Annotated in this window: 25 protein-coding genes and 2 tRNA genes; 16 read left to right on the top strand and 11 right to left on the bottom strand. The window is 73.2% G+C overall.

Going from position 1 to position 23,803, the window contains the following annotated elements:
- Nucleotides 1-81: 81 nt before the first annotated feature.
- The 3 genes from AB0I60_RS28055 (at nucleotide 82) to AB0I60_RS28065 (ending at nucleotide 1,149) form a co-directional block, all read left to right on the top strand.
- Nucleotides 82-819: an HAD family hydrolase gene (locus AB0I60_RS28055; RefSeq protein WP_360734797.1), complete on the top strand. Its 738-nt coding sequence runs from the start codon at nucleotides 82-84 to the stop codon at nucleotides 817-819.
- 102 nt (nucleotides 820-921) lie between these two features.
- A tRNA-Gln gene (locus AB0I60_RS28060) sits at nucleotides 922-993 on the top strand.
- 83 nt (nucleotides 994-1,076) lie between these two features.
- Nucleotides 1,077-1,149: transfer RNA gene (locus AB0I60_RS28065), tRNA-Glu, on the top strand.
- A gap of 231 nt (nucleotides 1,150-1,380) precedes the next feature.
- Here the strand turns inward: AB0I60_RS28065 and AB0I60_RS28070 are convergent.
- Nucleotides 1,381-2,082, bottom strand: a complete 702-nt coding sequence (locus tag AB0I60_RS28070; RefSeq protein ID WP_360734799.1) for an IclR family transcriptional regulator — start codon at nucleotides 2,080-2,082, stop codon at nucleotides 1,381-1,383.
- A 69-nt stretch (nucleotides 2,083-2,151) separates the two neighbouring features.
- Between AB0I60_RS28070 and leuC the strand changes: the two genes are divergently transcribed.
- From leuC to AB0I60_RS28085, 3 genes are all read left to right on the top strand, one after another.
- Nucleotides 2,152-3,564, top strand: coding sequence for a 3-isopropylmalate dehydratase large subunit (leuC, locus tag AB0I60_RS28075; protein WP_360734801.1), 1,413 nt, complete (start codon nucleotides 2,152-2,154; stop codon nucleotides 3,562-3,564).
- 4 nt (nucleotides 3,565-3,568) lie between these two features.
- A complete protein-coding gene (leuD, locus tag AB0I60_RS28080; RefSeq protein WP_360734803.1) occupies nucleotides 3,569-4,171 on the top strand; it encodes a 3-isopropylmalate dehydratase small subunit in 603 nt (200 codons plus the stop codon).
- Nucleotides 4,172-4,378: 207 nt separating this feature from the next.
- On the top strand, nucleotides 4,379-5,068 hold the full coding sequence (locus tag AB0I60_RS28085; protein WP_360734805.1) for an HU family DNA-binding protein: 690 nt from the start codon (nucleotides 4,379-4,381) through the stop codon (nucleotides 5,066-5,068).
- Nucleotides 5,069-5,520: 452 nt separating this feature from the next.
- Here the strand turns inward: AB0I60_RS28085 and AB0I60_RS28090 are convergent, their stop codons facing one another.
- The 3 genes from AB0I60_RS28090 to AB0I60_RS28100 all read right to left on the bottom strand — a co-directional run bounded on the left by AB0I60_RS28090 (nucleotide 5,521) and on the right by AB0I60_RS28100 (nucleotide 9,045).
- On the bottom strand, nucleotides 5,521-6,435 hold the full coding sequence (locus tag AB0I60_RS28090) for an NUDIX hydrolase (RefSeq protein WP_360735029.1): 915 nt from the start codon (nucleotides 6,433-6,435) through the stop codon (nucleotides 5,521-5,523).
- A complete protein-coding gene (locus AB0I60_RS28095) occupies nucleotides 6,435-8,714 on the bottom strand; it encodes an RNA degradosome polyphosphate kinase (protein ID WP_360734807.1) in 2,280 nt (759 codons plus the stop codon). Before AB0I60_RS28095 ends, AB0I60_RS28090 begins: the two co-directional genes overlap by 1 nt.
- A 121-nt stretch (nucleotides 8,715-8,835) precedes the next feature.
- Nucleotides 8,836-9,045: a hypothetical protein gene (locus AB0I60_RS28100; RefSeq protein ID WP_360734809.1), complete on the bottom strand. Its 210-nt coding sequence runs from the start codon at nucleotides 9,043-9,045 to the stop codon at nucleotides 8,836-8,838.
- Between the two features lie 92 nt (nucleotides 9,046-9,137).
- On the opposite strand from AB0I60_RS28100, the gene AB0I60_RS28105 reads away from it, so the two are divergent.
- Nucleotides 9,138-10,703 carry a hypothetical protein gene (locus tag AB0I60_RS28105; protein ID WP_360734811.1) on the top strand — a complete coding sequence of 522 codons (1,566 nt, stop codon included), beginning with the start codon at nucleotides 9,138-9,140 and terminating at the stop codon, nucleotides 10,701-10,703.
- Between the two features lie 21 nt (nucleotides 10,704-10,724).
- On the opposite strand, the gene cofC is transcribed toward AB0I60_RS28105, so the two are convergent.
- Nucleotides 10,725-11,330, bottom strand: a complete 606-nt coding sequence (gene cofC, locus AB0I60_RS28110) for a 2-phospho-L-lactate guanylyltransferase (protein ID WP_360734813.1) — start codon at nucleotides 11,328-11,330, stop codon at nucleotides 10,725-10,727.
- A gap of 88 nt (nucleotides 11,331-11,418) precedes the next feature.
- On the opposite strand from cofC, the gene AB0I60_RS28115 reads away from it, so the two are divergent.
- The 4 genes from AB0I60_RS28115 (at nucleotide 11,419) to AB0I60_RS28130 (ending at nucleotide 14,887) form a co-directional block, all read left to right on the top strand.
- Nucleotides 11,419-12,123, top strand: coding sequence for a lysophospholipid acyltransferase family protein (locus AB0I60_RS28115; RefSeq protein WP_360734816.1), 705 nt, complete (start codon nucleotides 11,419-11,421; stop codon nucleotides 12,121-12,123).
- A gap of 19 nt (nucleotides 12,124-12,142) precedes the next feature.
- Nucleotides 12,143-13,129 (top strand): NAD(P)H-dependent glycerol-3-phosphate dehydrogenase, encoded by a 987-nt coding sequence (locus AB0I60_RS28120; RefSeq protein WP_360735031.1) that lies wholly within the window; start codon nucleotides 12,143-12,145, stop codon nucleotides 13,127-13,129.
- Complete coding sequence (locus tag AB0I60_RS28125) at nucleotides 13,126-14,202, top strand: cystathionine gamma-lyase (protein WP_360734818.1); 1,077 nt, start codon at nucleotides 13,126-13,128, stop codon at nucleotides 14,200-14,202. The genes AB0I60_RS28120 and AB0I60_RS28125 overlap by 4 nt, the downstream gene beginning before the upstream one ends.
- 217 nt (nucleotides 14,203-14,419) lie before the next feature.
- Nucleotides 14,420-14,887, top strand: coding sequence for a cysteine dioxygenase family protein (locus tag AB0I60_RS28130; RefSeq protein WP_360734820.1), 468 nt, complete (start codon nucleotides 14,420-14,422; stop codon nucleotides 14,885-14,887).
- Here AB0I60_RS28130 and AB0I60_RS28135 read toward each other — a convergent pair.
- Nucleotides 14,871-15,518, bottom strand: coding sequence for a pyridoxamine 5'-phosphate oxidase family protein (locus AB0I60_RS28135; protein ID WP_360734822.1), 648 nt, complete (start codon nucleotides 15,516-15,518; stop codon nucleotides 14,871-14,873). The two genes, AB0I60_RS28130 and AB0I60_RS28135, sit on opposite strands and share 17 nt — an antisense overlap.
- 67 nt (nucleotides 15,519-15,585) lie before the next feature.
- On the opposite strand from AB0I60_RS28135, the gene AB0I60_RS28140 reads away from it, so the two are divergent.
- Together AB0I60_RS28140 and AB0I60_RS28145 are read left to right on the top strand one after the other, a co-directional pair.
- Entirely contained in the window at nucleotides 15,586-16,983 is a 1,398-nt protein-coding gene (locus tag AB0I60_RS28140) for a PLP-dependent aminotransferase family protein (protein ID WP_360734824.1), read from the top strand.
- Nucleotides 16,984-16,994: 11 nt separating this feature from the next.
- Nucleotides 16,995-18,065, top strand: a complete 1,071-nt coding sequence (locus AB0I60_RS28145) for a D-alanine--D-alanine ligase family protein (RefSeq protein WP_360734827.1) — start codon at nucleotides 16,995-16,997, stop codon at nucleotides 18,063-18,065.
- A 54-nt stretch (nucleotides 18,066-18,119) separates the two neighbouring features.
- On the opposite strand, the gene AB0I60_RS28150 is transcribed toward AB0I60_RS28145, so the two are convergent.
- From AB0I60_RS28150 to AB0I60_RS28165, 4 genes are read right to left on the bottom strand one after another with little or no spacing between them, the layout of a single operon-like run.
- Nucleotides 18,120-18,770, bottom strand: a complete 651-nt coding sequence (locus AB0I60_RS28150; protein ID WP_360735033.1) for a uracil-DNA glycosylase — start codon at nucleotides 18,768-18,770, stop codon at nucleotides 18,120-18,122.
- Nucleotides 18,771-18,810: 40 nt separating this feature from the next.
- Nucleotides 18,811-19,332 (bottom strand): gamma carbonic anhydrase family protein, encoded by a 522-nt coding sequence (locus tag AB0I60_RS28155; protein ID WP_360734829.1) that lies wholly within the window; start codon nucleotides 19,330-19,332, stop codon nucleotides 18,811-18,813.
- A gap of 10 nt (nucleotides 19,333-19,342) precedes the next feature.
- On the bottom strand, nucleotides 19,343-19,774 hold the full coding sequence (locus AB0I60_RS28160) for a GNAT family N-acetyltransferase (RefSeq protein ID WP_360734831.1): 432 nt from the start codon (nucleotides 19,772-19,774) through the stop codon (nucleotides 19,343-19,345).
- Nucleotides 19,775-19,827: 53 nt separating this feature from the next.
- Nucleotides 19,828-20,793, bottom strand: a complete 966-nt coding sequence (locus AB0I60_RS28165) for a thiamine-phosphate kinase (RefSeq protein WP_360734833.1) — start codon at nucleotides 20,791-20,793, stop codon at nucleotides 19,828-19,830.
- A 97-nt stretch (nucleotides 20,794-20,890) separates the two neighbouring features.
- Here AB0I60_RS28165 and AB0I60_RS28170 point away from each other — a divergent pair, with 97 nt between their 5' ends.
- Both AB0I60_RS28170 and AB0I60_RS28175 read left to right on the top strand, forming a co-directional pair.
- Nucleotides 20,891-21,124, top strand: coding sequence for an Lrp/AsnC ligand binding domain-containing protein (locus AB0I60_RS28170; protein ID WP_360734835.1), 234 nt, complete (start codon nucleotides 20,891-20,893; stop codon nucleotides 21,122-21,124).
- Between the two features lie 20 nt (nucleotides 21,125-21,144).
- On the top strand, nucleotides 21,145-21,723 hold the full coding sequence (locus AB0I60_RS28175) for a DUF3515 domain-containing protein (RefSeq protein ID WP_360734837.1): 579 nt from the start codon (nucleotides 21,145-21,147) through the stop codon (nucleotides 21,721-21,723).
- Between the two features lie 152 nt (nucleotides 21,724-21,875).
- Here the strand turns inward: AB0I60_RS28175 and rpmB are convergent, their stop codons facing one another.
- On the bottom strand, nucleotides 21,876-22,067 hold the full coding sequence (gene rpmB / locus AB0I60_RS28180; protein ID WP_360734839.1) for a 50S ribosomal protein L28: 192 nt from the start codon (nucleotides 22,065-22,067) through the stop codon (nucleotides 21,876-21,878).
- A gap of 146 nt (nucleotides 22,068-22,213) precedes the next feature.
- Between rpmB and AB0I60_RS28185 the strand changes: the two genes are divergently transcribed.
- Nucleotides 22,214-23,803, top strand: coding sequence for a DAK2 domain-containing protein (locus tag AB0I60_RS28185; protein WP_360734841.1), 1,590 nt, complete (start codon nucleotides 22,214-22,216; stop codon nucleotides 23,801-23,803).

Here is a 23,803-nt window from a genome sequence, read left to right on the forward strand (position 1 = left end):
GGTGCTTGACCGTGCAAGAACCGCGAGATATCACCTCTCTGGTCGAGTCGGACGGGGGCTGCCCGCACCTAGCCTCACTGGGTGACAACCGCAGCCCCGACTTTCACCCCCCGGAGAACCGGCGAGATCCGCGCGGTGAGCCTCGACGTGGACGACACGCTCGTCGACTACAGCAGCTCGTCGCGGGCCGCGCTCGCCGCGATGGTCGGCAACGCCGACAACTGGTCGTTGTGGCAGCGCATCACCGATGAGCACTGCGCCCGGCTGCTCTCGGGTGAGCTGGCGTACGAGTCGATGCGCAACGTCCGCACCCGCGCGTTCTTCGCCGCGCTCGGCGAGGAGATCGACCTCGCCGAGGCGACCCGGCGCGAGCTGTTCCGCCAGGGGGTGCTGGCGTCGGGCTGGCGGCTGTTCCCGGACGTGGTGCCCTGCCTGGAGTGGCTGCGCGCCACCGGCCTGCCCCTCGCCGCCGTGAGCAACGCCTCGGGCAAGCACCAGCGCGTGAAGATCGCCGCGCTCGGCCTGGCCCAGTACTTCGACACCGTCCTGATCGCCGGCGAGGTGGGCGCCGCGAAACCGGACCGGGTGATCTTCGACACCGCGTGCGCGGACCTCGGGGTGCCGCTGCACGACACGGTGCACATCGGGGACCGCCTCCACGCCGACGCGATCGGGGCGCGCGACGCCGGCATGAAGGGCGTCTGGCTCAACCGGCAGGGGCCGCGCGAGGGCGCGCTGCCGTCCGGCATCTCGGCCATCAGCAGCCTGTCTGAGCTGCCCGAACTCCTCGTCTGCGAGCTGTCGGCGGCCTCTGCCTGACCCCCGATTTCCGTTCCGCCGGGCTCTTGGTCTACTATTCCTCCCGGCGGAACGGACAGCCCCTCGGACCGGTGGTCACGGGGAAGTTGATCGGAAAGCCAATGGGGTATGGTGTAATTGGCAGCACGACTGATTCTGGTTCAGTTAGTCTAGGTTCGAGTCCTGGTACCCCAGCTGCAAGCGGTAGAAAATAGATGTGCTAAGCTACCGCAGGCAGACAGAACGACAACTGAATGAAACAAAGGCAAGATCCCTAGGGCCCCGTCGTCTAGCGGCCTAGGACGCCGCCCTCTCAAGGCGGTAGCGTGGGTTCGAATCCCATCGGGGCTACAGATCTCGGAGATCCCTGTGACGGCGTTGCCGTCACGGGGATCTTTCGCATTGTCACCGGGGGCACGGCCCCCGGGCCCCGTCTCGGGGGGCTCTGCCCCCGAGGCCCCCTTGCACGTCGCGGCCTCCGAACCCTTCGGGGTCGGAGGCCGCTTGTGCTGGTGGTGGCGTTGAGGGGGAAAGGGTGCCGCCGGGGGAAGGGGGCGTCGGGGGGAAGGGGGTGTTTGGGTGTTAGAGGCGGGCTTGTAGGGCCTCTGCTGCGGCCAGCAGGTCGGCGGCCCAGCGGGCTCCTGGCCGCCTGCCCATGCGGTCGATGGGGCCCGAGACGGACACCGCGGCCACCACGGCCCCGGTGCTGTCGCGGACGGGGGCCGAGACGCTCGCCACGCCCGGCTCGCGCTCCGCGACGCTCTGCGCCCAGCCCCTGCGGCGGACCTCCAGCAGGGTGCGCTCGCCGTAGACCGCGTCCGCCAGGACCGAGCGCTGGGTGCCGGGGTCGGACCACGCCGCCAGGACCTTCGCGCCCGAGCCCGCCGTCATCGGCAGCCGCGCCCCCACCGGGACGGTGTCGCGCAGGCCGCTGGGCGGCTCGGCGGACGACACGCAGATCCGCTGCATCCCGTCGCGCCGGTACAGCTGCACGCTCTCCCCGGTGATGTCCCGGAGCCTCGGCAGCACCGAGGACGCCGCGTCCAGCAACGGGTCCGTGGCCCCGCCCGCCAATTCCGCCAAAGCCGCGCCCGGACGCCAGCGGCCGTCCGAACCCCGTCGCAGCAACCGGTGCACTTCGAGCCCCACGGCCAACCGGTGCGCGGTCGCGCGGGGCAAGCCCGTCCGGTTGCACAACTCGGCGAGCCCACACGGATCCTTTGCGACGGCGTTCAAGACAGCCACTGCCTTGTCCAGCACGCCGATCCCGCTATGCTGTCCCACAAGCCGATACTAACTTCCCACTGTCTGGGAAGTCCAGATCTATCGACTGTCCAGATCCTGGGAGAAGCGATGAGCCGCACGCTCGCGGAGAAGGTGTGGGAAGCGCACGTGGTGCGCCACGGCAGTGGCGCGGAGCCCGACCTGCTCTACATCGACCTGCACCTGCTGCACGAAGTGACGAGCCCGCAGGCGTTCGACGGCCTGCGCCTGGCGGGTCGGCCGATCCGCCGCCCCGACCTGACCATCGCCACCGAGGACCACAACGTCCCCACGGTCGACATCGAGCTGCCGATCGCCGACCCGGTGTCGCGCACGCAGGTCGAGACGCTCCGCAAGAACTGCGCCGAGTTCGGCGTCCGGCTGCACCCCATGGGCGACGCGGAGCAGGGCATCGTGCACGTGGTCGGGCCGCAGCTCGGCCTCACCCAGCCCGGCATGACCGTCGTCTGCGGTGACAGCCACACCTCCACGCACGGCGCGTTCGGCGCGCTGGCGTTCGGCATCGGCACGTCCGAGGTCGAGCACGTGATGGCCACCCAGACGCTGCCCTTGAAACCGTTCAAGACCATGGCGATCACCGTCGAGGGCGCGCTGCGGCCCGGCGTGACGGCCAAGGACATCATCCTCGCGGTCATCGCGAAGATCGGCACCGGCGGCGGCCAGGGCTACGTCCTGGAGTACCGGGGCAGCGCGATCGAGGCGCTGTCCATGGAAGCCCGGATGACCGTGTGCAACATGTCGATCGAGGCCGGCGCGCGCGCCGGGATGATCGCGCCCGACCAGACGACGTTCGACTACCTGGCGGGCCGCCCGCACGCGGCGACCGGAGCCGAGTGGGACGCCGCCGTGGAGTACTGGAAGTCGCTGCGCACCGACGAGGGCGCGCGGTTCGACGCCGAGGTGGTGCTCGACGCCGACGAGCTGACGCCGTTCGTCACCTGGGGCACCAACCCGGGCCAAGGGCTGCCGCTGGGGGACCGGGTGCCGCACCCGGAGGCGATCCCCGACGAGAACGAGCGCGTGGCCGCCGAGAAGGCGCTCGCGTACATGGGGCTGGAGCCCGGCACCCCGCTGCGCGACATCCACGTCGACACCGTCTTCCTCGGCTCGTGCACGAACGGCCGCATCGAGGACCTGAGGGCCGCCGCCGACGTCCTGCGCGGCCACCGGGTGGCCGACGGCGTCCGGATGCTCGTGGTCCCCGGCTCCATGCGGGTGCGCGCCCAGGCCGAGTCGGAGGGGCTGCACGAGGTGTTCCTGGCGGCCGGGGCCGAGTGGCGGCAGGCCGGCTGCTCGATGTGCCTGGGCATGAACCCCGACCAGCTCAAGCCCGGCGAGCGCAGCGCGTCGACCTCCAACCGGAACTTCGAGGGCAGGCAGGGCAAGGGTGGCCGCACCCACCTGGTCTCGCCACTCGTGGCCGCCGCGACCGCCGTGCGCGGCACCCTGTCGTCCCCCGCCGACCTGGCCTCTAGGAGCTAGCGAGATGGAAGCGTTCACCACCCACACCGGGGTCGGCGTGCCGCTGCGGCGGTCCAACGTGGACACCGACCAGATCATCCCGGCCGTCTACCTCAAGCGCGTGACCCGCTCGGGTTTCGAGGACGGCCTGTTCGCCGCCTGGCGAGGTGACGAGCAGTTCGTGCTCAACCAGGAGGCGTTCAAGGCGGGCAGCGTGCTGGTCGCCGGGCCCGACTTCGGCACCGGCTCGTCCCGCGAGCACGCCGTCTGGGCGTTGATGGACTACGGCTTCCGGGTGGTCGTCTCCTCCCGGTTCGCCGACATCTTCCGGGGCAACGCCGGCAAGCAGGGGCTCGTGGCCGCCCAGTGCGAGCAGTCCGATGTCGAATTGCTCTGGAAGGTGCTGGAGAACGACCCGGGCACCGAGGTGACCGTGGACCTGTCCGCGAACACCGTTGTGGCGAAGGACTTCACCGCCCCCTTCTTCGTGGACGAGTACACCCGCTGGCGGCTGCTGGAGGGTTTGGACGACATCGCGCTGACCCTGCGGCACGCCGATGACATCACCACGTTCGAGCGGAACCGGCCGGGTTGGTTGCCCACCACCGAACAGGTGCCCGCCGGCTAGTCCGCAGGGGCCGGATTCCCCCTCTGCCAGCGGGAATCCGGTCCCGAGCGGGGCCCGAAGGGGCCTTCCGGTGTCCCTCGACAGGTCGTAATTGCCCACGCCACAACGAAAAATCTGGCGTGGCGATTGGTATTTCCTTGCATATGGGCTTACCGTGGCCTTCAGTCGGCCCGACTAGGGCCGTGAGCGTCCTGGGAGGGACTGAAGGTGAACAAGGCCCAGCTCATCGAGGCGCTCGCCGAGCGCCTTGGCGACAAGAAGAACGCAGCCGCCGCCGTCGACGGGCTCGTCGACGTCATCGTCCGCAGCGTCCACAAGGGCGAGAAGGTCAACATCACCGGTTTCGGCGTGTTCGAGAAGCGTGCCCGCGCGGCCCGCACCGCTCGCAACCCGCGCACCGGTGAGACCGTGAAGGTCAAGAAGACCAACGTTCCCGCGTTCCGCGCGGGTTCGACGTTCAAGGACGTCATCAGCGGCACGAAGAAGCTGCCGAAGGCCACCGCCGCCAAGCCCGCCGCTGCCGCCGCCAAGCCGGCCGCCGCTGCGAAGCCCGCCGCGTCCACCAAGGCCCCGGCGAGCCGCAGCACCACCGCGCGCACCACCACCACGCGCACGGCGCGCAGCACCACCGCGCGCACGGCCGCTGCGGCGACCAAGGCCCCGGCGACCCGGCGGACCACCGCTGCCGCGAAGCCGGCCGCCACCAAGGCCCCGGCCGCCAAGGCGACCGCGGCCAAGGCGTCGACGGCGAAGGCCGCCGCGCCGAAGGCGGCTGCCGCCAAGAAGCCGGCCGCCGCCAAGGCGACCACGGCGAAGGCCACCACGGCCAAGGCGACCACGGCGAAGGCCCCCGCGGCCAAGAAGCCGGCCGCGAAGAAGCCGGCCGCCAAGAAGTGAACCCACGCCGGGTGGACGCCCGGCGCGGACAGCGGTGAATGCGCTCAGGGCCCGGTGCGGACGCGTACCGGGCCCTTGGCGTGACCTGGACCCGGCACGGTCGCGTGCCGGGTCGTCGCACGTTCCGGGCTCTGGCAGCACCACCGCGCAGGGGTGGTCCCGCGCCTGTGGGCGCTTCTGACGGCGGGGCCGGCCACCGGTGGACCCGGAAGCCCGCCCGGCGCTTCCGCGCCTCCTGGCGGGCTGTCGGCGGGGCGTTGTCGGATATCGCGGTGCGGTGTTCCGAACGCTTCCCGCAGTGCGCGGGACCGCGAATGCGCGGTCCCGCCCGGACAAGTCCCGGAGGACTTGTCCGGGCACGCACAGAAAGGGCGCGCGGACGGCCGTCCACTCGTTCGGCCCAGCGATTCCCCGAACGCACCCGCCCGGTCGGCGGGTGGCGGCGCGGACCGCTACGGGACGGGAGCGGGCAGGGGGCTGGGCAGGTAGTGCGCGCCGACCAGCCGCAGCCGGCCCGCGCCGCCGTCCGAAGTGGATCCGCCGGGGCCGGGCCGCCGGAACGCCAGCAGCCACGTGCCGGCCTTCTTGCACGGCACCTCGGCGAGCGGCACGCCCCCCAGGCACGCCAGCGCGGTCACCAGGTCCGGGATCACGCCGCCCTGGCTGGACACCACGGGCACGCCCGGACCGCCCGCGATCTCCAGCAGCCGGACCAGGGCCGCCTCCTTGTCGGGCCAGTAGCCCTCCTCGGACAGCAGCGGCTCAGCCAGCACGTCGACGCCCAGGTCGTCGGCCACGCCCCGGACCGTGTCCACGCAGCGCACCCTGGGCGCCGAGTGCACCCGGGAAGGGCCCCACAGCGGCAGCAGCCGCCGCAGCCCCTCGGCCTGCCTGCGGCCCGCCGCGCTCAACGGGCGCAGGTCGTCGTCGCCGGGCCAGTTGTCCCGCTTGCCCGCTTTCGCGTGCCGCACCAGCAGCACCACCGCCAGGTCGGTCGGCTCGGCCGCGTAGGCGGCCAGTACGTCCCGGTCGGTGTCCCGGGTGACCAGCGCCGCCGCCTCGGCCACCGCGACCCAGCGCAGCTCGTCCACCTCGTCGTTGGGGGCGAAGGAACCCCCGGTGGCGCGGGCGGCGAAGAAGTCGACGGTCTTCGGCCGGCCGAACGCGGTGTACCGGGTGGTGGCCAGGTGCCGGCCGAGGACGGCGTCGAAACCGGTCTCCTCGCGCACCTCGCGCACCGCCGCCGCCGGCACCGTCTCGCCGGGGTCGAGCTTGCCCTTGGGCAGCGACCAGTCGTCGTACCGGGGGCGGTGCACGACGGCCACCAGGCCGTCCTCGCGCGACAGGACCGCGCCGGCGGCCCGGATCACCCGAGGGCCCGGTGGGCGCGCAGCAGCTCGGTCTGGTGGTCGCGCACCCGGCTGCCGTCGGCCGGGGACGCCTCCCACTCGCCGTCCGGTTGCAGCACCCAGCACCGGGTGGTGGGCTCCAGCGCGGAGTCGAGGATGTCGCCGAGCTGCGCGGTGAGCTTCGGGTCGGTCACCCGGACCTGCACCTCGACCCGGCGGTCCAGGTTGCGGTGCATCATGTCGGCGCTGCCGATCCAGTACTCGCCGCAGCCGACGAAGTGCACCACCCGGGAGTGCTCCAGGAACCGGCCGAGGATGGACCGGACGTGGACGTTCTCCGACAGGCCCGTGATGCCGGGCTTGAGCGTGCACACCCCGCGCACCACGATCTCGACCTTCACGCCCGCCTGGGACGCCCGGTAGAGCGAGTCGATGACCTGTTCGTCCACCAGGGAGTTCACCTTGATGCGGACGCCCGCGGGCTCGCCGGCGCGGGCCAGCTCGATCTCCCGCTCGATCCGCTCCACGATCCCGCGCCGCACGCCGTAGGGCGCCACCAGCAGGCTGCGGTAGTGGTCCTGCCGGGCGTAGCCGGTGAGCACGTTGAACAGGTCGGTGAGGTCGGCTCCTATGGTCGGCTCGGCGGTCAGGATGCCGATGTCCTCGTACAGGCGGGCGGTCTTCGGGTTGTAGTTGCCGGTGCCGATGTGGCAGTAGCGCTGGATGCGCGAGCCCTCCTGGCGCACCACGAGCGAGGTCTTGCAGTGCGTCTTGAGGCCCATCAGGCCGTAGACCACGTGCACGCCCGCCTTCTCCAGCGCCCGCGCCCACTTGATGTTGGCCTGCTCGTCGAACCGGGCCTTGATCTCCACCAGCGCCACGACCTGCTTGCCCGCCTCGGCGGCGTCGATCAGCGCGTCCACGATCGGGGAGTCGCCCGACGTGCGGTAGAGCGTCTGCTTGATGGCCAGCACGCGGGGGTCGGCGGCGGCCTGCTCGATGAACCGCTGCACGGACGTGGAGAACGAGTCGTACGGGTGATGCACCAGCACGTCACCCTCGCGGAGCGTGGCGAAGATGCTCTTGGGGGTCTCCCGCTCGCCGAACGCCGGGTGCGTGGCCGGCACGAACGGCGCGTCCTTGAGCTGCTTGCGGTCCACGCTGTAGAGCTGCCACAGGCACGACAGGTCCAGCAGGCCGGGCACCTGGACGACGTCGTGCGGGTCGACCTCCAGCTCGCGCAGCAGCCGCTCCAGCATGTGCTCGGTCATGTCGTCGGCGATCTCCAGCCGGACCGGCGGGCCGAACCGCCGCCGCACCAGCTCCCGCTCCAGCGACTTGAGCAGGTCCTCGTCCTGATCCTCCTCGACCTCCAGGTCGGCGTTGCGGGTCACCCGGAAGGCGTGGCACTCGATGACGTCCATGCCCGCGAACAGCTCGCCCAGGTGCGCGGCGATCAGCTCCTCCAACGGCAGGAACGTCGCGCTGGGAGTGGTCCGGTCGTGCTCCACCCGCACCAGCCTCGGCACGTTGTCCGGCACCTTGACGCGGGCGAACCGCTCCGCGCCGCCCTCGGGGTCGCGCACCGTCACGGCCAGGTTGAGGCCCAGGCCGGAGATGTAGGGGAACGGGTGCGCGGCGTCCACGGCGAGCGGCGTGAGCACCGGGAACACCTGGTCGCTGAAGTAGTTGGACAGCCGCAGCTTCTCGAAGTCGGTGAGCTGTGCCCAGTGCACGATGCTGATCGCGTGCTTCTCCAGCTCCGGCTGGACGTGGTCGATGAACGCGCGGGCGTGCTGCTCGACCAGTTCCTGGGTGCGCTTGGAGATGGCGGCGAGCTGCTCGCGCGGCGTGAGCCCGTCCGCGCTGCGCACCGACAGCCCGGTGTCGTCGCGGCGCTTCAGGCCGGCGACCCGCACCATGTAGAACTCGTCCAGGTTCGAGGCGAAGATCGCCAGGAACTTCGCGCGCTCCAGCAGCGGCTGGGAGGAGTCCTCGGCCAGCGCGAGCACCCGGGCGTTGAAGTCCAGCCACGACAGCTCGCGGTTGAAGTACCGGTCGTCGGGCAGGTCGGCCTGCTCCTCGGCGGCGGCGGTGACGGCGGGCGGCGCGCCGGGGAAGGCGCGTGCCGGCGTGCCGGCGGCCGGTTCGGCGGCCTCGGTGGCTTCGGCGCTGGGGGTGTCGCGGCGCACGGCCGGACGTGGGCGACGGCGTGGCGCGCTCGCGGTCGGCTGGGTCCGAGGCGTCCGGGTGCGGCGCTTCGGCTCGGGCTGCTCGGGAGTGTTGTCCGTGCTCACGAAGGCATTGTTCCTCACATCCGGCCGCACCGCGCCGATCGCGGTCGACGATGAGATGAACTCCGCGTCACACGTCGGCGCGTAACGGCGAGCCCTCCGTCACACCCCCTCGGGCGGCGTGTCACACGGGGCGGCGCGCGGCGGTGACGGTGCCGTCCGGGGCGCGGTCGAGCGTCACCCGCTGGCCGGGCCGCAGGACCCGCCAGCCGCCCGCCGCCACGGCCGGCGCGGGCACGTCGACGAGCACCCCGTCGTCGCGCAGCACGGTCGCCGAGCCGTCGTCGTGGTGGGCGCTGACCGTCGCCTGTTCGGCCGCCTGCTCTTCGGGCACGGCGGGCAACGCTAGCCGATCGGGGGTGGTGGCCCGCGACGCGCACCTGCGACGCTCCGCGACAGCCTCATTACCGAAAGGAGTGGCGGGCCATGAGGGTTCTGGCAGGGGTGGTCGCGGGCGTGGTGCTGGCCTTCACGGGCCTGGGCACCGCGACGGCGGCACCGGTCCCCGACGCACCCGTCCGGCAGGAAGCGGCGCAGGGCGGGGGGCTCGCGGCGGCGGCGCGCAACGTCGAGCTGCGCAAGACGATCCCGGAGACGGCGGGCGCGATCTCGATCAACTTCGTGCAGTACCGGCACCGCGACGTGATGTTCGTCAGCGGCACGTTCGGGCTCAAGAGCTACGACGTCACCCGGCAGGACGAGCCGAAGCTGCTCGACCACCTCACCAAGCCGGAGCTGGCGCTGCCCGGCGACGACCCGGAGCAGCGGTTCTGGGAGAACGAGGACGTCACCGTCGACCCGAAGCGCAAGCTGGTCTTCCTGGCCCGCGAGCGCAACGCGTTCGGCCGCCAGCCCGGCAACGAGCGCCCGACCGGCGTCTACATCATCTCCGCCGCCGACCCCGGCAAGCTGGAGCTGCTGAACTTCGCCTCGATGGGCACCGGCCACATCACCACGTGCATCAACGACTGCCAGTACCTGTGGACGACCGGCTACGACGGCACACCGCCGACCGACCCGGACTCCTACCGGCGCTCCGGCAAGGTGTTCGTGACCGACCTGCGCGACCCGCGCAACCCCAAGACGCTCACCACGTACGTGGACCTCAACCGCAACCAGGGCGAGACCCACATGACCCACGACGTCCAGGTCGACGCCGAGGGTGTCGCGTGGGTGGCGGGCACGGGCGGCACGCGCGGCTATTACACGCGCGGGTGGCACCGCGACCCGCTGACCGGCCGCGTGCGTGAGGCGACGGCGTACGACCCGGTGCCTTACGCGGGTGGCGCGGCTCCGAAGCTGGACATGCCGACGTCGTTCTCGCACAACTCGTTCCGGCCGGTCGGCGACACGGTCAAGGACGGTCCCCGGCCCACCCGGGAGAACCCGGCGGGCAGCCTGCTGCTGCACACCGAGGAGGCGTTCGACTCGCCCACGTGCAAGGACCAGGGCCGGTTCGTCATCTCCTCGCTCCAGGGCTCGACGCACGGCGAGTCGTGGCGGGCCACGCCGGACAAGCCGTTCACGCTCAAGACGGTCGGCGTGTGGAGCCCGGACGACCAGGAGGGCACCATCCCCGGTCCGGACGTCTTCTGCTCGGCGCACTACTTCGACGTCCAGAAGCGGATCGTGGCCTACTCCTGGTACGAGCAGGGCACCCGGTTCCTGGACATCACCGACCCGGCCAAGCCGATCCAGGTGGCGTACTGGCGGCCCGAGGGTGCCGTGTCGTGGGCCCCGTACTTCCACCGCGACCGGGTCTACGTGGCCGACTTCGGCCGTGGTGTCGAGGTGTTGAAGCTCACCAAGGGCGCGTACGACGCGCAGGACACGCACACCAACGTGACGTTGAAGACCGCGCCCGTGAAGGAGTCCGCGCGCAGCGCGGACAGCCCGCGCAAGCGCTTGCCGCTCGCGCCGGACCCCGACTACGGGTACGCGTGCCCGATGCTGCGCGGTGGTGGCTGCGGGGAAGGCTCAGCCTGCTGCTGAGGTGACGTCCGGTGGGCGGTGTCAGCCGCCCACCGGGCACAGCGCCGCCGCCGAGCGCGGCCCCAGCCCCAGCCCGGTGGCCAGTTCCAGGTCCTCCGCCGTGTCCACGTCGCAGCGCAGCGACGGCCACGGCCCCAGCAGCACCTGCGCGTCCGCCGCGTGCGCCCGCGCGGAGCCCGCGCCGAACCTCGGGTCGAGGTCGCCGCCGGGCGCGGACAGCAGCAGCGTGGTCCCGGTGCCCTGCCGGTCCGGGCAGGACGCCCGGCCCCGCGCGGCACCCAGCGCCGCCGCCAGCTCGTCGGTCCTCAGCGCCGGCAGGTCCGCCTGCAACGCGCCCACCACCGACCCCCGGTCCCGTGCGCGCAGCACCGCCGCGCCGAACCGCAGGGCCTCGTTGAGCCCCTCCGGCCCCGCGACCGACGCCACGCCCATCGCCCGCAGCTCCGCCGCCACCGCCGCGTCCTCGGTGACGGCCAGCACACCGCGCACCACCGGCAGCGCGGCGGCGATGGTGTCCAGCGCGAACGCGAGCGCCAGCGCCGGCCGGTCGTCGGTCACCCCGACCAGCCGCGTCTTCGCCCGGTGCAGGGTCTTGACCGGCACCACCAAGTCCACTTCGGCACGCACACGGCCATACTCCCCGATGTCGACTGGACCCCGCCGCCCGACGCGGGGAAGACTCCAGGCGAGCCGAAGGTGACGAGAGGGAGAACACGTGGGCAGGGAGAAGGGCGGATTCTGGGTGGGTCTCGCCGCGACGGTGTTCTACCCGTCGACCGCGCTGATGGCGCGGCGGCGCGACGAGGGCGCGGAGCACATCCCGAAGACGGGCGGCGCGCTGGTCGTGATGAACCACGTGTCCCACCTCGACCCGGTCTACGACGCCGTGTTCACCCACCGGCAGGGCCGGGTGCCGCACTTCCTGGCCAAGCACAGCCTGTGGAAGGTCCCCGTGCTCGGCACCGTCATCGAGGGCGCGAAGCAGATCCCCGTCTACCGGGGCACCGCCGACGCCCGGCAGAGCCTGCGCGCCGCCCACGACGCCCTGGACCGGGGGCTGGTGGTGGTCATCTACCCGGAGGGCACCATCACCCGCGACCCGGACGGCTGGCCGATGGCCTCGCGCACCGGCGTGGCCCGGCTCGCGCTGGAGCACGACGTGCCGGTCGTCCCGGCCGCCCGCTGGGGCACCCGCGACCTCTACGACCACTACCGCAAGAGGTTCCGGCCGTTCCCGCGCAAGACCGTGGTGACCAAGGTCGGCCCGCCGGTCGACCTGTCCGCCTACCGCGCCGTGCCGCAGAGCATCTCGGTGCTGCGCGAGGTGACCGACGTGCTCATGGGCGAGGTGAAGGGCCTGCTGGCCGACATCCGGCAGGAGACCGCGCCCGAGGGCTTCTACCAGGCGAAGAAGGGCTGACGTGGGACGCGTCGCGGTGATGGGTGCGGGGTCGTGGGGCACGGCCTTCGCCAAGGTGCTGGCCGACTCGGGCACCGACGTCGTGCTGTGGGCGCGGCGGGCGGAGGTCGCCGACGAGATCACCCGGTCCCGCACCAACTCCGGCTACCTGCCCGGCACGGTGCTGCCCGCGAACCTGGCCGCCACGCACGACCCGGCGAAGGCGCTGGCCGGCGCGCAGGCCGTGGTGCTGGGCGTGCCGAGCCAGACGCTGCGGGACAACCTGGCGCAGTGGCGCGACGCGCTGCCCGCCGGTGCCACCCTGGTCAGCCTCGCCAAGGGCGTGGAACTGGGCACGCTCAAGCGGATGAGCGAGGTGGTCCGCGAGGTCGCCGGCGTGCCGGAGGACCAGGTCGCCGTGGTGTCCGGACCCAACCTGGCCAAGGAGATCGCCGCCGAGCAGCCCACCGCGACGGTCATCGCGTGCACCGACCACGACCGGGCGGTGGACCTCCAGCACGCGTGCTCGAACTCCTACTTCCGGCCCTACACCAACACCGACGTGGTCGGCTGCGAGCTGGGCGGCGCGTGCAAGAACGTGATCGCGCTGGCCTGCGGGATGGCCGCCGGGCTGGGCTTCGGCGACAACACCATGGCCTCGATCATCACCCGGGGCCTGGCCGAGACCGCCCGGCTGGGCGCGGCGCTGGGCGCGGACCCGCTGACCTTCGCCGGGCTGGCCGGGCTGGGCGACCTCGTGGCGACGTGCGCGTCGCCGCTGTCGCGCAACCGGTCGTTCGGCGAGCGGCTGGGGCGCGGCGACACCGTGGCGCAGGCGCAGGAGGCGGCGCACGGGCAGGTCGCCGAGGGCGTGAAGTCGTGCTCGTCGATCCGGGAGCTGGCCGCGCGGATCGGCGTGGACATGCCGATCACCGACGGCGTGCACGGCGTGTGCCACGACGGGCTGGACCCGCGCGCGCTCACGGCGGCGCTGCTGGGCCGCGAGCGCAAGGCGGAGCGGCAGTGAGCCCGGCCGCCGGTCCGGAGTACGGCGACGGCACCCGGGTCGTCCACACGGTGTCGGCGCGGGCGGGGGAGCCGTTCCTGGCGGGGCCGGTGTTCGCGTCGGCGTACCACCTGGGCGGCGAGGACACCTACGGGCGCTCGCACAACCCGACGTGGCGCGCGCTGGAAGGCGCGCTGGGGTCGTTGGACGGCGGCGAGGCGGTGCTGTTCCCGTCCGGGATGGCGGCGATCTCGACGTTCCTGCGGGTGGTGCTGCGGCCCGGTGACACCGTGGTGCTGCCCTCGGACGGCTACTACCTGACCCGGGGCCTGGTCGCCGAGATGCCGGTGACGGTGCTCGAAGCGCCCACGGCCGGGCCGTACCCGTCGTTCGCGGGTGTCCGGCTGGTGCTGGTCGAGTCGCCGTCGAACCCGGGCCTGGACGTGTGCGACATCACCGCGCTGGCCGCCGCCGCGCACGCCGGGGGGGCGTTGGTCGCGGTGGACAACACGACCGCGACCCCGCTGGGGCAGCGACCGCTGGAGCTCGGCGCGGACGTGGTGCTCAGCAGCGACACCAAGGCCGTGGCCGGGCACAGCGACGTGCTGCTCGGGCACGTGTCCGCCGCGGACCCGGCGCTCGCGGAGCGGGTGCGGGCCGCGCGCACGGTCGGCGGCGCGATCCCCGGCCCGTTCGAGGCGTGGCTCGCGCACCGGGGCCTGGGCACGCTGGACCTGCGGCTGACCCGGCAGGCGGAGAACGCGGCGGCGTTGCACGCGGCGCTGGCAGGCCGCCCGGAGGTGACCGGGCTGCGCTGGCCGGGTGCGGCGAACGACCCGGCGCACGCGGTGGCGGCGCGGCAGATGCGGCGGTTCGGCGGGGTGCTCACGTTCGTGCTGCGCGACGCCGACGCGGTCGAGGCGTTCCTCGGGCGTTCCCGGCTGGTGTCGGCGTCGACCAGCTTCGGCGGCCTGCACACCACCCTGGACCGGCGGGCGCGGTGGGGCGACCCGGTGCCCGAGGGGCTGGTGCGGATGTCCGCCGGCTGCGAGGACACCGCCGATCTCGTGGCCGACGTGATGAACTCACTCTGACGTGTGCGAATCGTTCCAATTCCTGGAACGCGGTTGCCCGTCCGGGGCCGGCCCTGCCAGTCTTTCCGGCATGTCCTACCGCGCCATCACCGCCGGTCGGGGTCACATCGACCTCGGCCTGGTGGCCAGCGCGCTCTGTCCTTCCCGGTGATCGACCTGCGCCCCGCGAGCCGCTAGAGGCCCGCACCACACCGCACCCACCCACCGAGAAGGAACCATGTTCGCCGTTCCGGAGAACACGATCGCCCTGCCCCAGTCGCGCGCCGCGCTGCACCCCGTGCGGATCGCGCTCGACGTGGCGGCGCGGCGCGAGCGCTGGGCCCACCTGCTGCGCTACGACCCCGAGAGCCGCTTCTCCGCGCTGGTCGAGAAGACCGACGAGCAGGAGGTGTGGCTGATGAGCTGGCTGCCCGGCCAGCACACCGACCTCCACGACCACGGCACCAGCACCGGGGCGTTCACGCTGGTCAGCGGCACGCTGACGGAGATCGTGACGTCCGGCCGGACCCAGGTGCTGCACCACCTGGGCGTCGGCCAGTCGCGGGTGTTCGGCCCCGACTACGTGCACCAGGTGCGCAACGACGGGCCGGACCCCGCCATCACGGTGCACGTCTACCGCGACGGCGGGCGCACCATGCGGCCCTTCCGGTTCGACCCGGTCGAGGGGACTACCCGCGCGCGGTGACGTGCGCCGGCACGTCCCACTCGCCGACCAGCAGCGGGTCCGGCTCCGGCTCGCCCCACGACGTGCGCAGCGGCAGCACGCCCGCCCACTTCTCGTTGGCGGCGACGTCGTCGTCCTCGTCACCGGGCGGGCCGGTGCGGATCTTCACCGACGCCTCGGCGAGGTCGAGCGCGAGCACCGACGTGGCGGCGAGCTCCTTGGGCGTGGGCTGCCGGGCGTAGTCCCAGGAGCCGGGCGCGAGGTGCTCGGTGAGCACCCGCAGCGCGTGGGTCTTCGCGTCCGGGTCGGTCACCGGCACGGCGGTGCCGTGGATGACGGCGGCGCGGTAGTTCATCGAGTGGTCGAACACCGAGCGGGCGTAGACGACGCCGTCGAGCAGGGTCACCGCCACGCACACCGGCACGCCCAGGGCGGCCTCGCGCAGGCTGCGCGCGCCGGTCGAGCCGTGCAGGTAGAGGGTGTCGCCGTCGCGGCCGTACCCGGTCGGCAGGACCAGCGGCGCGTCGTCCACCACCACGGCGAGGTGGCAGACCAGGGCGGCGTCGAGCACGGCGTGCAGGGCGTCCCGTTCGGTCACGGCGCGCTTGCGCCCGCGCTTGATCGTGCTCCGGGGCGTCGGTGACAACGTCATGCGGTCAGCTTCACGGGTAAAGTGGCATTCCTCAAGTGCCAATTTGGGGCTATCCGAGGAGGCCACTTTGTCGGAGACCGCGCTGCCCGTCACGCTGGACCGCGAGTCGGCCGAACCGCTGGCCGTGCAGCTCGCCGAGGCGCTGCGGGCCGCCGCCGCCGACGGCCGGCTGCGCAGCGGCGACCGGCTGCCGTCCACCCGGGCGCTCGCCGAGCGGCTCGGCGTCAGCCGGACCGTGACGGCAGCAGCATACGAGCAGTTGCACGCCGAGGGCTGGATCGCCGGCCGGCACGGCTCGGGCACCTACGTGACCACCACCCCGCCCGGCTCGCTCAAGGGCCGCCCGCGCCGGGCCGCCGCGCCCGCGCCCGCCGCGGACGTGGTCGACCTCGCACCCGGCGCCCCGTGGGCCGAGGGGCTCGACCGGGCCGCGTGGCGCCGGGCGTGGCGGGCCGCCGCCGACGCCCTGCCGCTGTTCCGGCCCCAGCGCGGCGGGCTGCCCGAGTACCGGGCCGTGGTCGCCGAGCACCTGCTGCGCCACCGGGGCCTGGCCGTGCGCGGCGGGCTGCGCGAGGAACTGGTGCTGGCCACCGGCGGCACCACCGCCGCCCTGGTCGAGCTGGCCGCCGCCGTGCTGGGCCCCGGCGACGTCGTGGCCGTGGAGGAACCCGGCTACCAGCGGGCCGTGAGCGCGCTGCGGTCCGCGCGGATCAAGGTCGTGCAGGCCCCGGTGGACGAGGAGGGGCTGCTGGTCGACGGCGTGCCCGACGGCGTGCGCGGCGTCTACTGCTCGCCCGCGCACCAGTACCCGATGGGCGGCCGGATGTCCGCCGCGCGCCGGGTCGCGCTGGTCGAACGGGCCCGGCGGGAGGGCTGGCTCGTCATCGAGGACGACTACGACGGCGAGCTGCGCTACGACGTCGCGCCGCTGCCGCTGCTCGCCGCGCTCGCCCCGGACGTCGTCGTGCACCTGGGCACCACCAGCAAGATCCTCACCCCGACCCTCGGCGCGGGCTGGATGGTCGCGCCCGAGCCGATCGCCGCCGAGGTGCTGGCCCACCGCGAGCGCACCGGCACCGCGCCGTCCGCCGCCGGCCAGCGCGTCCTGGTCGAGCTGGCGCGCACCGGCGACCTGGGCCGCCACCTGCGCAGGCTGCGGCGCGAGCTGTCCGAGCGGCGGGCGCTGGTGGTGTCCGCGCTCGCGTCGGCCGGGGTGCCCGTGCTGGGCGACGACGCGGGCGCGCACGTCGTCGTGCTGCTCGCCGACGCCCCGGCGGAGCAGGCGCTGCTGGCCGCCGCCGAGGCCCGGGGGTACCGGGTGGACGGACTGGGCCGGCACCACGCGGGACGCCCCAAGGTGTTCGGCGTCGCCATCGGGTACGGGGCGTGCTCGCGCGAGCAGCTCACCGCCGCCCTGCCGGTGCTGGCGGAACTGCTGAGTTCCTCCGTTGCGCCATCCGGGTAGGGTCGCGGACCATGACACGACGCAAGACCAGGGTCGCCGTGGTGTTCGGCGGGCGCAGCAGCGAGCACACCGTCTCCTGCCTGTCCGCCGGCAGCATCCTCCCGCACCTGGACCGGGACCGGTTCGAGGTGGTGCCCGTGGGGATCACGCACGACGAGGGCCGGTGGGTGATCGGCGCCGACGACACCAGGGCGCTGGAGGTCCGCGACCGGCAGCTGCCGACGGTCGGCTCGCTGGTGCCGGTGTCCGGCGGTGAGCTGGTCCCGGTGACGCCCGACGAGGCGCTGGGCGGCGTGGACGTCGTGTTCCCGGTGCTGCACGGCGCGTGGGGCGAGGACGGCACCGTCCAGGGCCTGCTCGAGCTGGCGTCGATCCCGTACGTGGGGCCGGGCGTGCTCGCATCGGCCGTCGCCATGGACAAGGAGTTCACCAAGCGGCTGCTGGGCGGCGCGGGCCTCCCGGTCGGCGACTACGCGGTGCTGCGCCGCGACCAGGAGACCCTGTCCGACGCCGACCGCGAGCGCCTGGGCCTGCCGGTGTTCGTGAAGCCCGCGCGCGCGGGGTCCTCGGTCGGCATCTCGAAGGTGGTCGACTGGTCCCACCTGGACAGCGCGGTCGCGTTGGCGCGCAAGACGGACCCGAAGGTCATCGTCGAGGCGGCGGTGTCCGGCCGCGAGGTCGAGTGCGGCGTGCTGGAGTTCCCCGACGGCCGGGTCGAGGCGTCGCTGCCGGCCGAGCTGCGCGTGGTCGGCGGCGCGGTCGACTGGTACGACTTCGACGCCAAGTACCTGGACGACGTGTGCGAGTTCGACATCCCGGCCCGGCTGGACGACCGGGTGACCGCCGGCCTGCGCGAGATGGCCGTGACGGCGTTCAAGGCGCTGGACTGCCAGGGCCTGGCCCGGGTCGACTTCTTCGTCACCGACTACGACGAGCTGATCGTCAACGAGGTCAACACCATGCCGGGCTTCACCCCGATCTCGATGTACCCGCGCATGTGGGCCGAGACCGGTCTCGACTACCCGACGCTGCTGACCACCCTGGTGGACACCGCGTTGGCGCGGGGCACCGGCCTGCGCTGAGCACACCGAGCCGGAGGTGCGGCGCGTGCCACGACGGCACGCGCCGCGATCGTCCTACGGCAGCTTCCAGTCGACGGGCTCGGCGCCCTGCTCGACCAGCAGCGCGTTGGCCCGGCTGAACGGCTTGGAGCCGAAGAAGCCCGCCGCCGCCGACAGCGGGGACGGGTGGGCCGACTCCACGCACGGGTACGGCGCCAGCACCGGCTTCAGGTTGCGCGCGTTGCGGCCCCACAGGATGGCGACGAGCGGTTCCTCGCGCGCCGCCAGGGCCTTGATTGCCTGCTCCGTGACGGCCTCCCAGCCCTTGCCCTGGTGGGAGTTCGACTTCCCCGGCTGCACGGTGAGCGCCCTGTTGAGCAGCAGCACCCCCTGCCGCGTCCACGGGGTGAGGTCGCCGTTGGAGGGCTTGGGGTGACCCAGGTCCTCGACGTACTCGCGGTAGATGTTGCCCAGGCTCTTCGGGATCGGCCGGGTCTCCGGCGACACCGAGAAGCTCAGCCCCACCGCGTGCCCCGGTGTCGGGTACGGGTCCTGGCCCACGATCAGCACGCGCACACCGTGGAACGGCTGCTGGAACGCGCGCAGGACGTTCTCCCCGGCCGGCAGGTAGGTGCGACCGGCGGCGACCTCCTCTCGGAGGAACTCGCCCATCTTCGCGATCTGATCGGCGACCGGCGCGAGTGCCCGCGCCCAGCCGGCTTCCATGACTTCCTCAAGCGGACGTGCCACGAGCGAGGACCCTATCTCAGTCCAGGCGGCGGAGATCCTTGCGGTAGGCGGAGATGTTGTCGACGTACTTGTCGACGGCGAACTGCCACGCCCCCTCGGGCACCACGTACCCCTCGCGGACCCTCGCCGGCACGCCCAGCGCCATCGACCGGCTCGGCACGTGGCCGTTGAACGACACCACCGCGCCCGCGCCCACGATCGCGCCGGTCTCCACCACGGAACCGTTGAGCACCACCGATCCCGACGCGATCAGGCACCGGTCGGCGATGGTCGCGCCCTCGATGTGCACGTTGTGCCCGATGACGCACTCCTCGCCGATCACCACCGGGTGCACCTCGGTGCAGTGCACGACGGTGCCGTCCTGGACGGAAGTGCGCGCGCCGACCTCGATGCGCCCGTAGTCGCCGCGCAGCACCGCCTGCGGCCACACGGACGCGTGCGCGTGGATCCGCACGTCGCCGATCACGGTGGCGTCGGGGTGCACGTACGCGTCCGGGTGGATCACCGGCTCGTGCTCGCCCAACGCGTAGATCGCCACCGACGTCCTCCTAGAGTTCCTTGGCGAAGCACAGGCTGTCGGGATTTTCCCGGTAGTAGCCGAAGTTGTCGATCCTGCGGTACCCGCTGGACTGGTACAGCCCGATCGCCTCGGGCTGCGGCAGGCCGGTCTCCAGGACCACCCGGGTGCGGCCGGCGGCGCGCGCCGACGACTCCAACCCGGCCAGCACCGCCCGCGACAGACCCCTGCCGCGCACCGACCCGGTGGTGAACATCCGCTTGATCTCGGCGTCGCCGGGGCGCAGCGGGTCGTCCGCCCCGTCCCGCGCGCGCCAGCCGCCGCACGCGACCGGCACGCCGTCCAGGTAGCCGACGACGAAGTGGCCCAGCGGCGCGGCGAACTGCGCCGGGTCGACGGGCGTGTCGTCCTCGCCGCCGTAGCGCACCACGAAGACCTGCTGGAGCTCGGCGATCAACTTCACCGAGTCCGGATGGTCATACGCTCGCGTGAATAGTTCCACGCCGGGGAGACTACCTAGCGCCAGTGCTCCCAACCAGGGGGTTTCTCGTAGCGGCGGCCGTCCACGGTCACCCCGCCGCCGTGCCGCACGGTGCCGATCGTGCGCCACCCGTCGGGCACCGCCGCCGGCTCCGGGAACGTCGCGGCCAGCGCGTGGTCCTCGCCGCCGGTCAGTACCCAGTGCCGCGCGTCGGCGCCCAGCGCGGACGCCACGTCCAGCAGGCGCGGGTGGACCTCCAGCAGTTCGGTGCGGATGTCGATGCCGATGCCCGACTCCTCCGCGATGTGCGCCAGGTCGGCCAGCAGCCCGTCGGACACGTCGATCATCGCCGTCGCGCCGGCGGCGGCGGCCTGCGGCCCCGCGCCGTAAGGGGGTTCGGGATTCCGCTGCGCCCCTACGACGGCCACCGGGGACCGGAACCCGCGCCCCAGCACGGCCAGCCCGCCCGCCGCCCAGCCCAACCTCCCGCACACCGCCACGACATCACCCACCTGGGCCCCCGACCGGGTGACCGGCTCGAAACCGCCCATGTCGCCCAGCGCCGTAACGGAGATCACCAGTGTCGCGGAGGACACCATGTCCCCGCCCACCACGCCGGCGCCCGCGACGGCCGCCTCCTGCCACAGGCCGGCCGTGATGCCCTCCACCACCGAGGACGGCGTGTCCGGCGGGCAGGCCAGGCCGATCAGCAGGGCCGTGGGCAGGGCGCCCATCGCCGCCACGTCGGCCAGGTTCACGGCCGCCGCCTTGCGGCCCACCTGCTCGGGGGACGACCAGTCCAGTCTGAAGTGGACACCCTCCACGAGCACGTCGGTGGACACCACCACGCGCCCGTCCGGCGCGGCCACCACGGCCGCGTCGTCACCGGGCCCGAGCAGGGTGGTGGGCGGCTGCGTCCGACCGGCCGTCACCCGGCGGATGAGACCGAACTCACCCACCTCAGCGACCGTGTCCGCGTTCCGCGGCGGCTCCGGACGCAAGATTGCCTCCCGTTCTGAGCATTCGGAACCCCGACTGGGGTACGTTGCTGACCACGTTCCTACCCCGATCCGACCTGTTGCGACGAAGGGGCACGCCGTGGTGCACGCTTACATCCTCATCCAGACCGAGGTCGGAAAGGCAGCCGCCGTCGCGGCCGAGATCTCCGGCATCGCCGGGGTGGCCACGGCCGAGGACGTCACCGGCCCGTACGACGTGATCGTCCGCGCCGAGGCCGACACCGTCGACCAGTTGGGCCAGCTCGTGGTCGCCCGCATCCAGAACGTCGAGGGCATCACCCGAACACTGACCTGCCCGGTGGTCCACCTGTAGGCGCGTGCTGTCATAGCCGGGTGGCACAGGAACCCGAACCCACCTCGCTCCTGCCCCGACCGCTGCTCGCCGTGGCCATCGGCCTGCCTGCGCTGCTCGCGGCGGGCGTGGCGGCGGCCGGGCTGCTGCTGGGTGCGGGCGGCCAGGACGAGGCCGGGGACCCGGCGTCGGACCGCTCCGGACCCCTCGCGCTCGTCCCGGTGCCCGCGCCGGCCGCCGAGTCCGAGCAGTGCCGGGCGCTGCTGAGCAAGCTGCCGATGCAGCTGGTGTCGAACGGGGCCGCGCTGTCCCGGCGCGACCTCGCGGCACCCGCCCCGGCCGGCGCGGTGGCGTGGGGCGACGCCAAGCACGAGCCGGTCGTGCTGCGGTGCGGCCTCGACCGGCCCGCCGACCTCAAGCCGACCTCGGAGCTGCGCGGCATCTCCGACGTCCAGTGGCTGGTGCTCAGCGAGGGCGGCAACTCCACCTGGTACGTGGTGGACCGCCCGGCGTACGTGGCGCTCACCGTGCCGTCCGACGCGGGCACCGGCCCGTTGCAGGACATCTCCACCACCATCCGCGACACGCTGCCCGCCGTTCCCGTGAACACCCGGGGCTGACCGCGCCCGTCGCCCGTGAGCCGTCGGTGCAGCCCTTGAGCCACCCGGTGGGGCGGCGGCTCCTCCCGGAAGCCTGCCGGCGTCGGCGCAACGGCGAAAGGCCCCTGGAACGGGTTCCAGGGGCCTTTCGCAACGCTCAACCGAACGCGGTCTCAGCCGCGAACCACCTTGCCCGCCTTCAGGCACGAGGTGCAGACGTTCAGCCGCTGCCGCTGCGAAGGGGAGACCTTCGCGCGCACGGTCTGGATGTTCGGGTTCCACCGGCGGTTGGTCTTCCGGTGGGAGTGCGAGACCGACTTGCCGAAGCCCGGCCCCTTGCCACAGACGTCGCACACGGCAGCCACGTCAGCCACTCCTTAAGGTTTGTCCTTCGGTACTCACGCCCCGGCGGGCGCGCAAGCGTGCACAAGCCTCAGCCGGGCATGGCAACCACGACAGGGTAGCCGGTGGGCCGCGACGCCACCAAACCGGGTCGAATACCCTCCCCGCCATGCAGGTACTCGATGCGGTCGCGGTGCGCCGGTGGGCGGACGCCTGCGTCCGTTCCCTGGACGCCAACCGCGACGACATCGACCGCATCAACGTCTTCCCGGTCCCCGACGGCGACACCGGCACGAACCTCTCGCACACCATGCGGTCCGCGCAGGACTCCCTCCTGCGGACCCCGGCGGACTCCGTCGGGCAGGCGCTCGCCGCGCTCGCCCGGGGCGCGCTGGCCGGTGCCCGGGGCAACTCCGGCGTCATCCTGTCCCAGGTGCTCCGGGGCCTCGCCGAAGCCGCGCAGGGCGCGTCCACCGCCGGCGGCCAGGCGATGCGCACCGCCCTGCGCCGCGCCGACGAACTGGCCACCGCCGCCGTCTCCCGGCCCGTGCCCGGCACGGTGCTCACCGTCCTGCACGCCGCCGCCGAAGCGGCCCGCGACTGCCGCTCGGACGCCCTGGACGACGTGGTCACCGCCGCCGCCCGCGCGAGCGCCGAAGCCCTCGCCGACACCCCGCGCCAACTGGCCGTGCTGGCCCGCGCGGGCGTCGTGGACGCGGGCGGGCGCGGCCTGGTCCTGCTGCTGGACACCCTCGCCGCCGTGATCACCGGCCGGCCGCTGGAACCGGCCGCCCGACCGAGCCCGGCGCGCACCGCCGAAGCCCTCACCACGGCCCGCGAAGCCGGGTCGGCCGAGTACGAGTACGAGGTCATGTACCTGCTCGACGGGTCGCCCGACCCCGACGCGCTCAAGCAGCGGCTCACCGCGCTGGGCGACTGCGTCTCGGTGGTCGGCGACGGCTTCGGGCTGTGGACCGTCCACGTGCACTGCAACGACGTCGGCGCGGCCGTCGAGGCGGGCGTCGAGGCGGGCCGGCCGCACCGCATCACGGTCGCCCGGTTCGCCGACCAGATCGCCGCCCAGGCACCCCGGTTCGTCCGCGACCGGGCGGTCGTCGTGCTGGTCGAGGGCGACGGAGCGAAGGAGCTGTTCCGGTCCGAGGGCGCGGTCGTCGCCGAACCCACCGCCGACCCGGCCGACCTGCTCGCCGTCGTGGTCAGCACCCGCGCCCGGCACGTCACCGTGCTGCCCGGCGACCCGGACCTGCGCGGCCCGCTGGACGCGGTCGTCGCCCAGGCCGCCGAGGCCGGCCAGGACGTGGTCGTGGTGCCCACCTCGTCCCCGGTGCAGGCGCTGTCCGCGCTCGCCGTGCACGACGCGTCCCGCCGCCCCGGCGACGACGTGGTGGCCATGGCCGAGGCCGCCGCCGCGACCCGGCGCGGCGAGGTCAAGGTCTCCGAGCGCGAGGCGATCACCTGGGTCGGCCGCTGCCGCCCCGGCGACCTGCTCGGGATGCTCGACGGCGAGGTCGTCGCGGTCGAGCCCGGCCCGGCGGACGTGGGCCCGCTGGCCCGGCGGCTGGTCGACCGGATGCTGGGCGGCGGCGGCGAGCTGGTCACCGCGCTGCTCGGCGAGGACGCCCCGGACGGCCTCGCCGACCTCCTGGAGGAGCACCTGCGTGTCGCCCATCCGGAGGTTGATCTGGCGGCATATCACGGCGGACAGCCCGGTGCCGTGCTCATCGTCGGTGTCGAGTAG

This window comes from Actinosynnema sp. NPDC050436 (genome assembly GCF_040655415.1).
Lineage (GTDB): Bacteria > Actinomycetota > Actinomycetes > Mycobacteriales > Pseudonocardiaceae > Actinosynnema.

Coding starts and splice junctions, on each gene's coding strand:
- AB0I60_RS28120 (WP_360735031.1), top strand. CDS start 12,143: ATGGGTGCGGGGTCGTGGGGCACGGCCTTCGCCAAGGTGCTGGCCGAC.
- leuC (WP_360734801.1), top strand. CDS start 2,152: ATGAGCCGCACGCTCGCGGAGAAGGTGTGGGAAGCGCACGTGGTGCGC.
- AB0I60_RS28130 (WP_360734820.1), top strand. CDS start 14,420: ATGTTCGCCGTTCCGGAGAACACGATCGCCCTGCCCCAGTCGCGCGCC.
- AB0I60_RS28105 (WP_360734811.1), top strand. CDS start 9,138: ATGAGGGTTCTGGCAGGGGTGGTCGCGGGCGTGGTGCTGGCCTTCACG.
- AB0I60_RS28145 (WP_360734827.1), top strand. CDS start 16,995: ATGACACGACGCAAGACCAGGGTCGCCGTGGTGTTCGGCGGGCGCAGC.
- AB0I60_RS28185 (WP_360734841.1), top strand. CDS start 22,214: ATGCAGGTACTCGATGCGGTCGCGGTGCGCCGGTGGGCGGACGCCTGC.
- AB0I60_RS28135 (WP_360734822.1), bottom strand. CDS start 15,518: ATGACGTTGTCACCGACGCCCCGGAGCACGATCAAGCGCGGGCGCAAG.
- leuD (WP_360734803.1), top strand. CDS start 3,569: ATGGAAGCGTTCACCACCCACACCGGGGTCGGCGTGCCGCTGCGGCGG.
- AB0I60_RS28150 (WP_360735033.1), bottom strand. CDS start 18,770: ATGGAAGCCGGCTGGGCGCGGGCACTCGCGCCGGTCGCCGATCAGATC.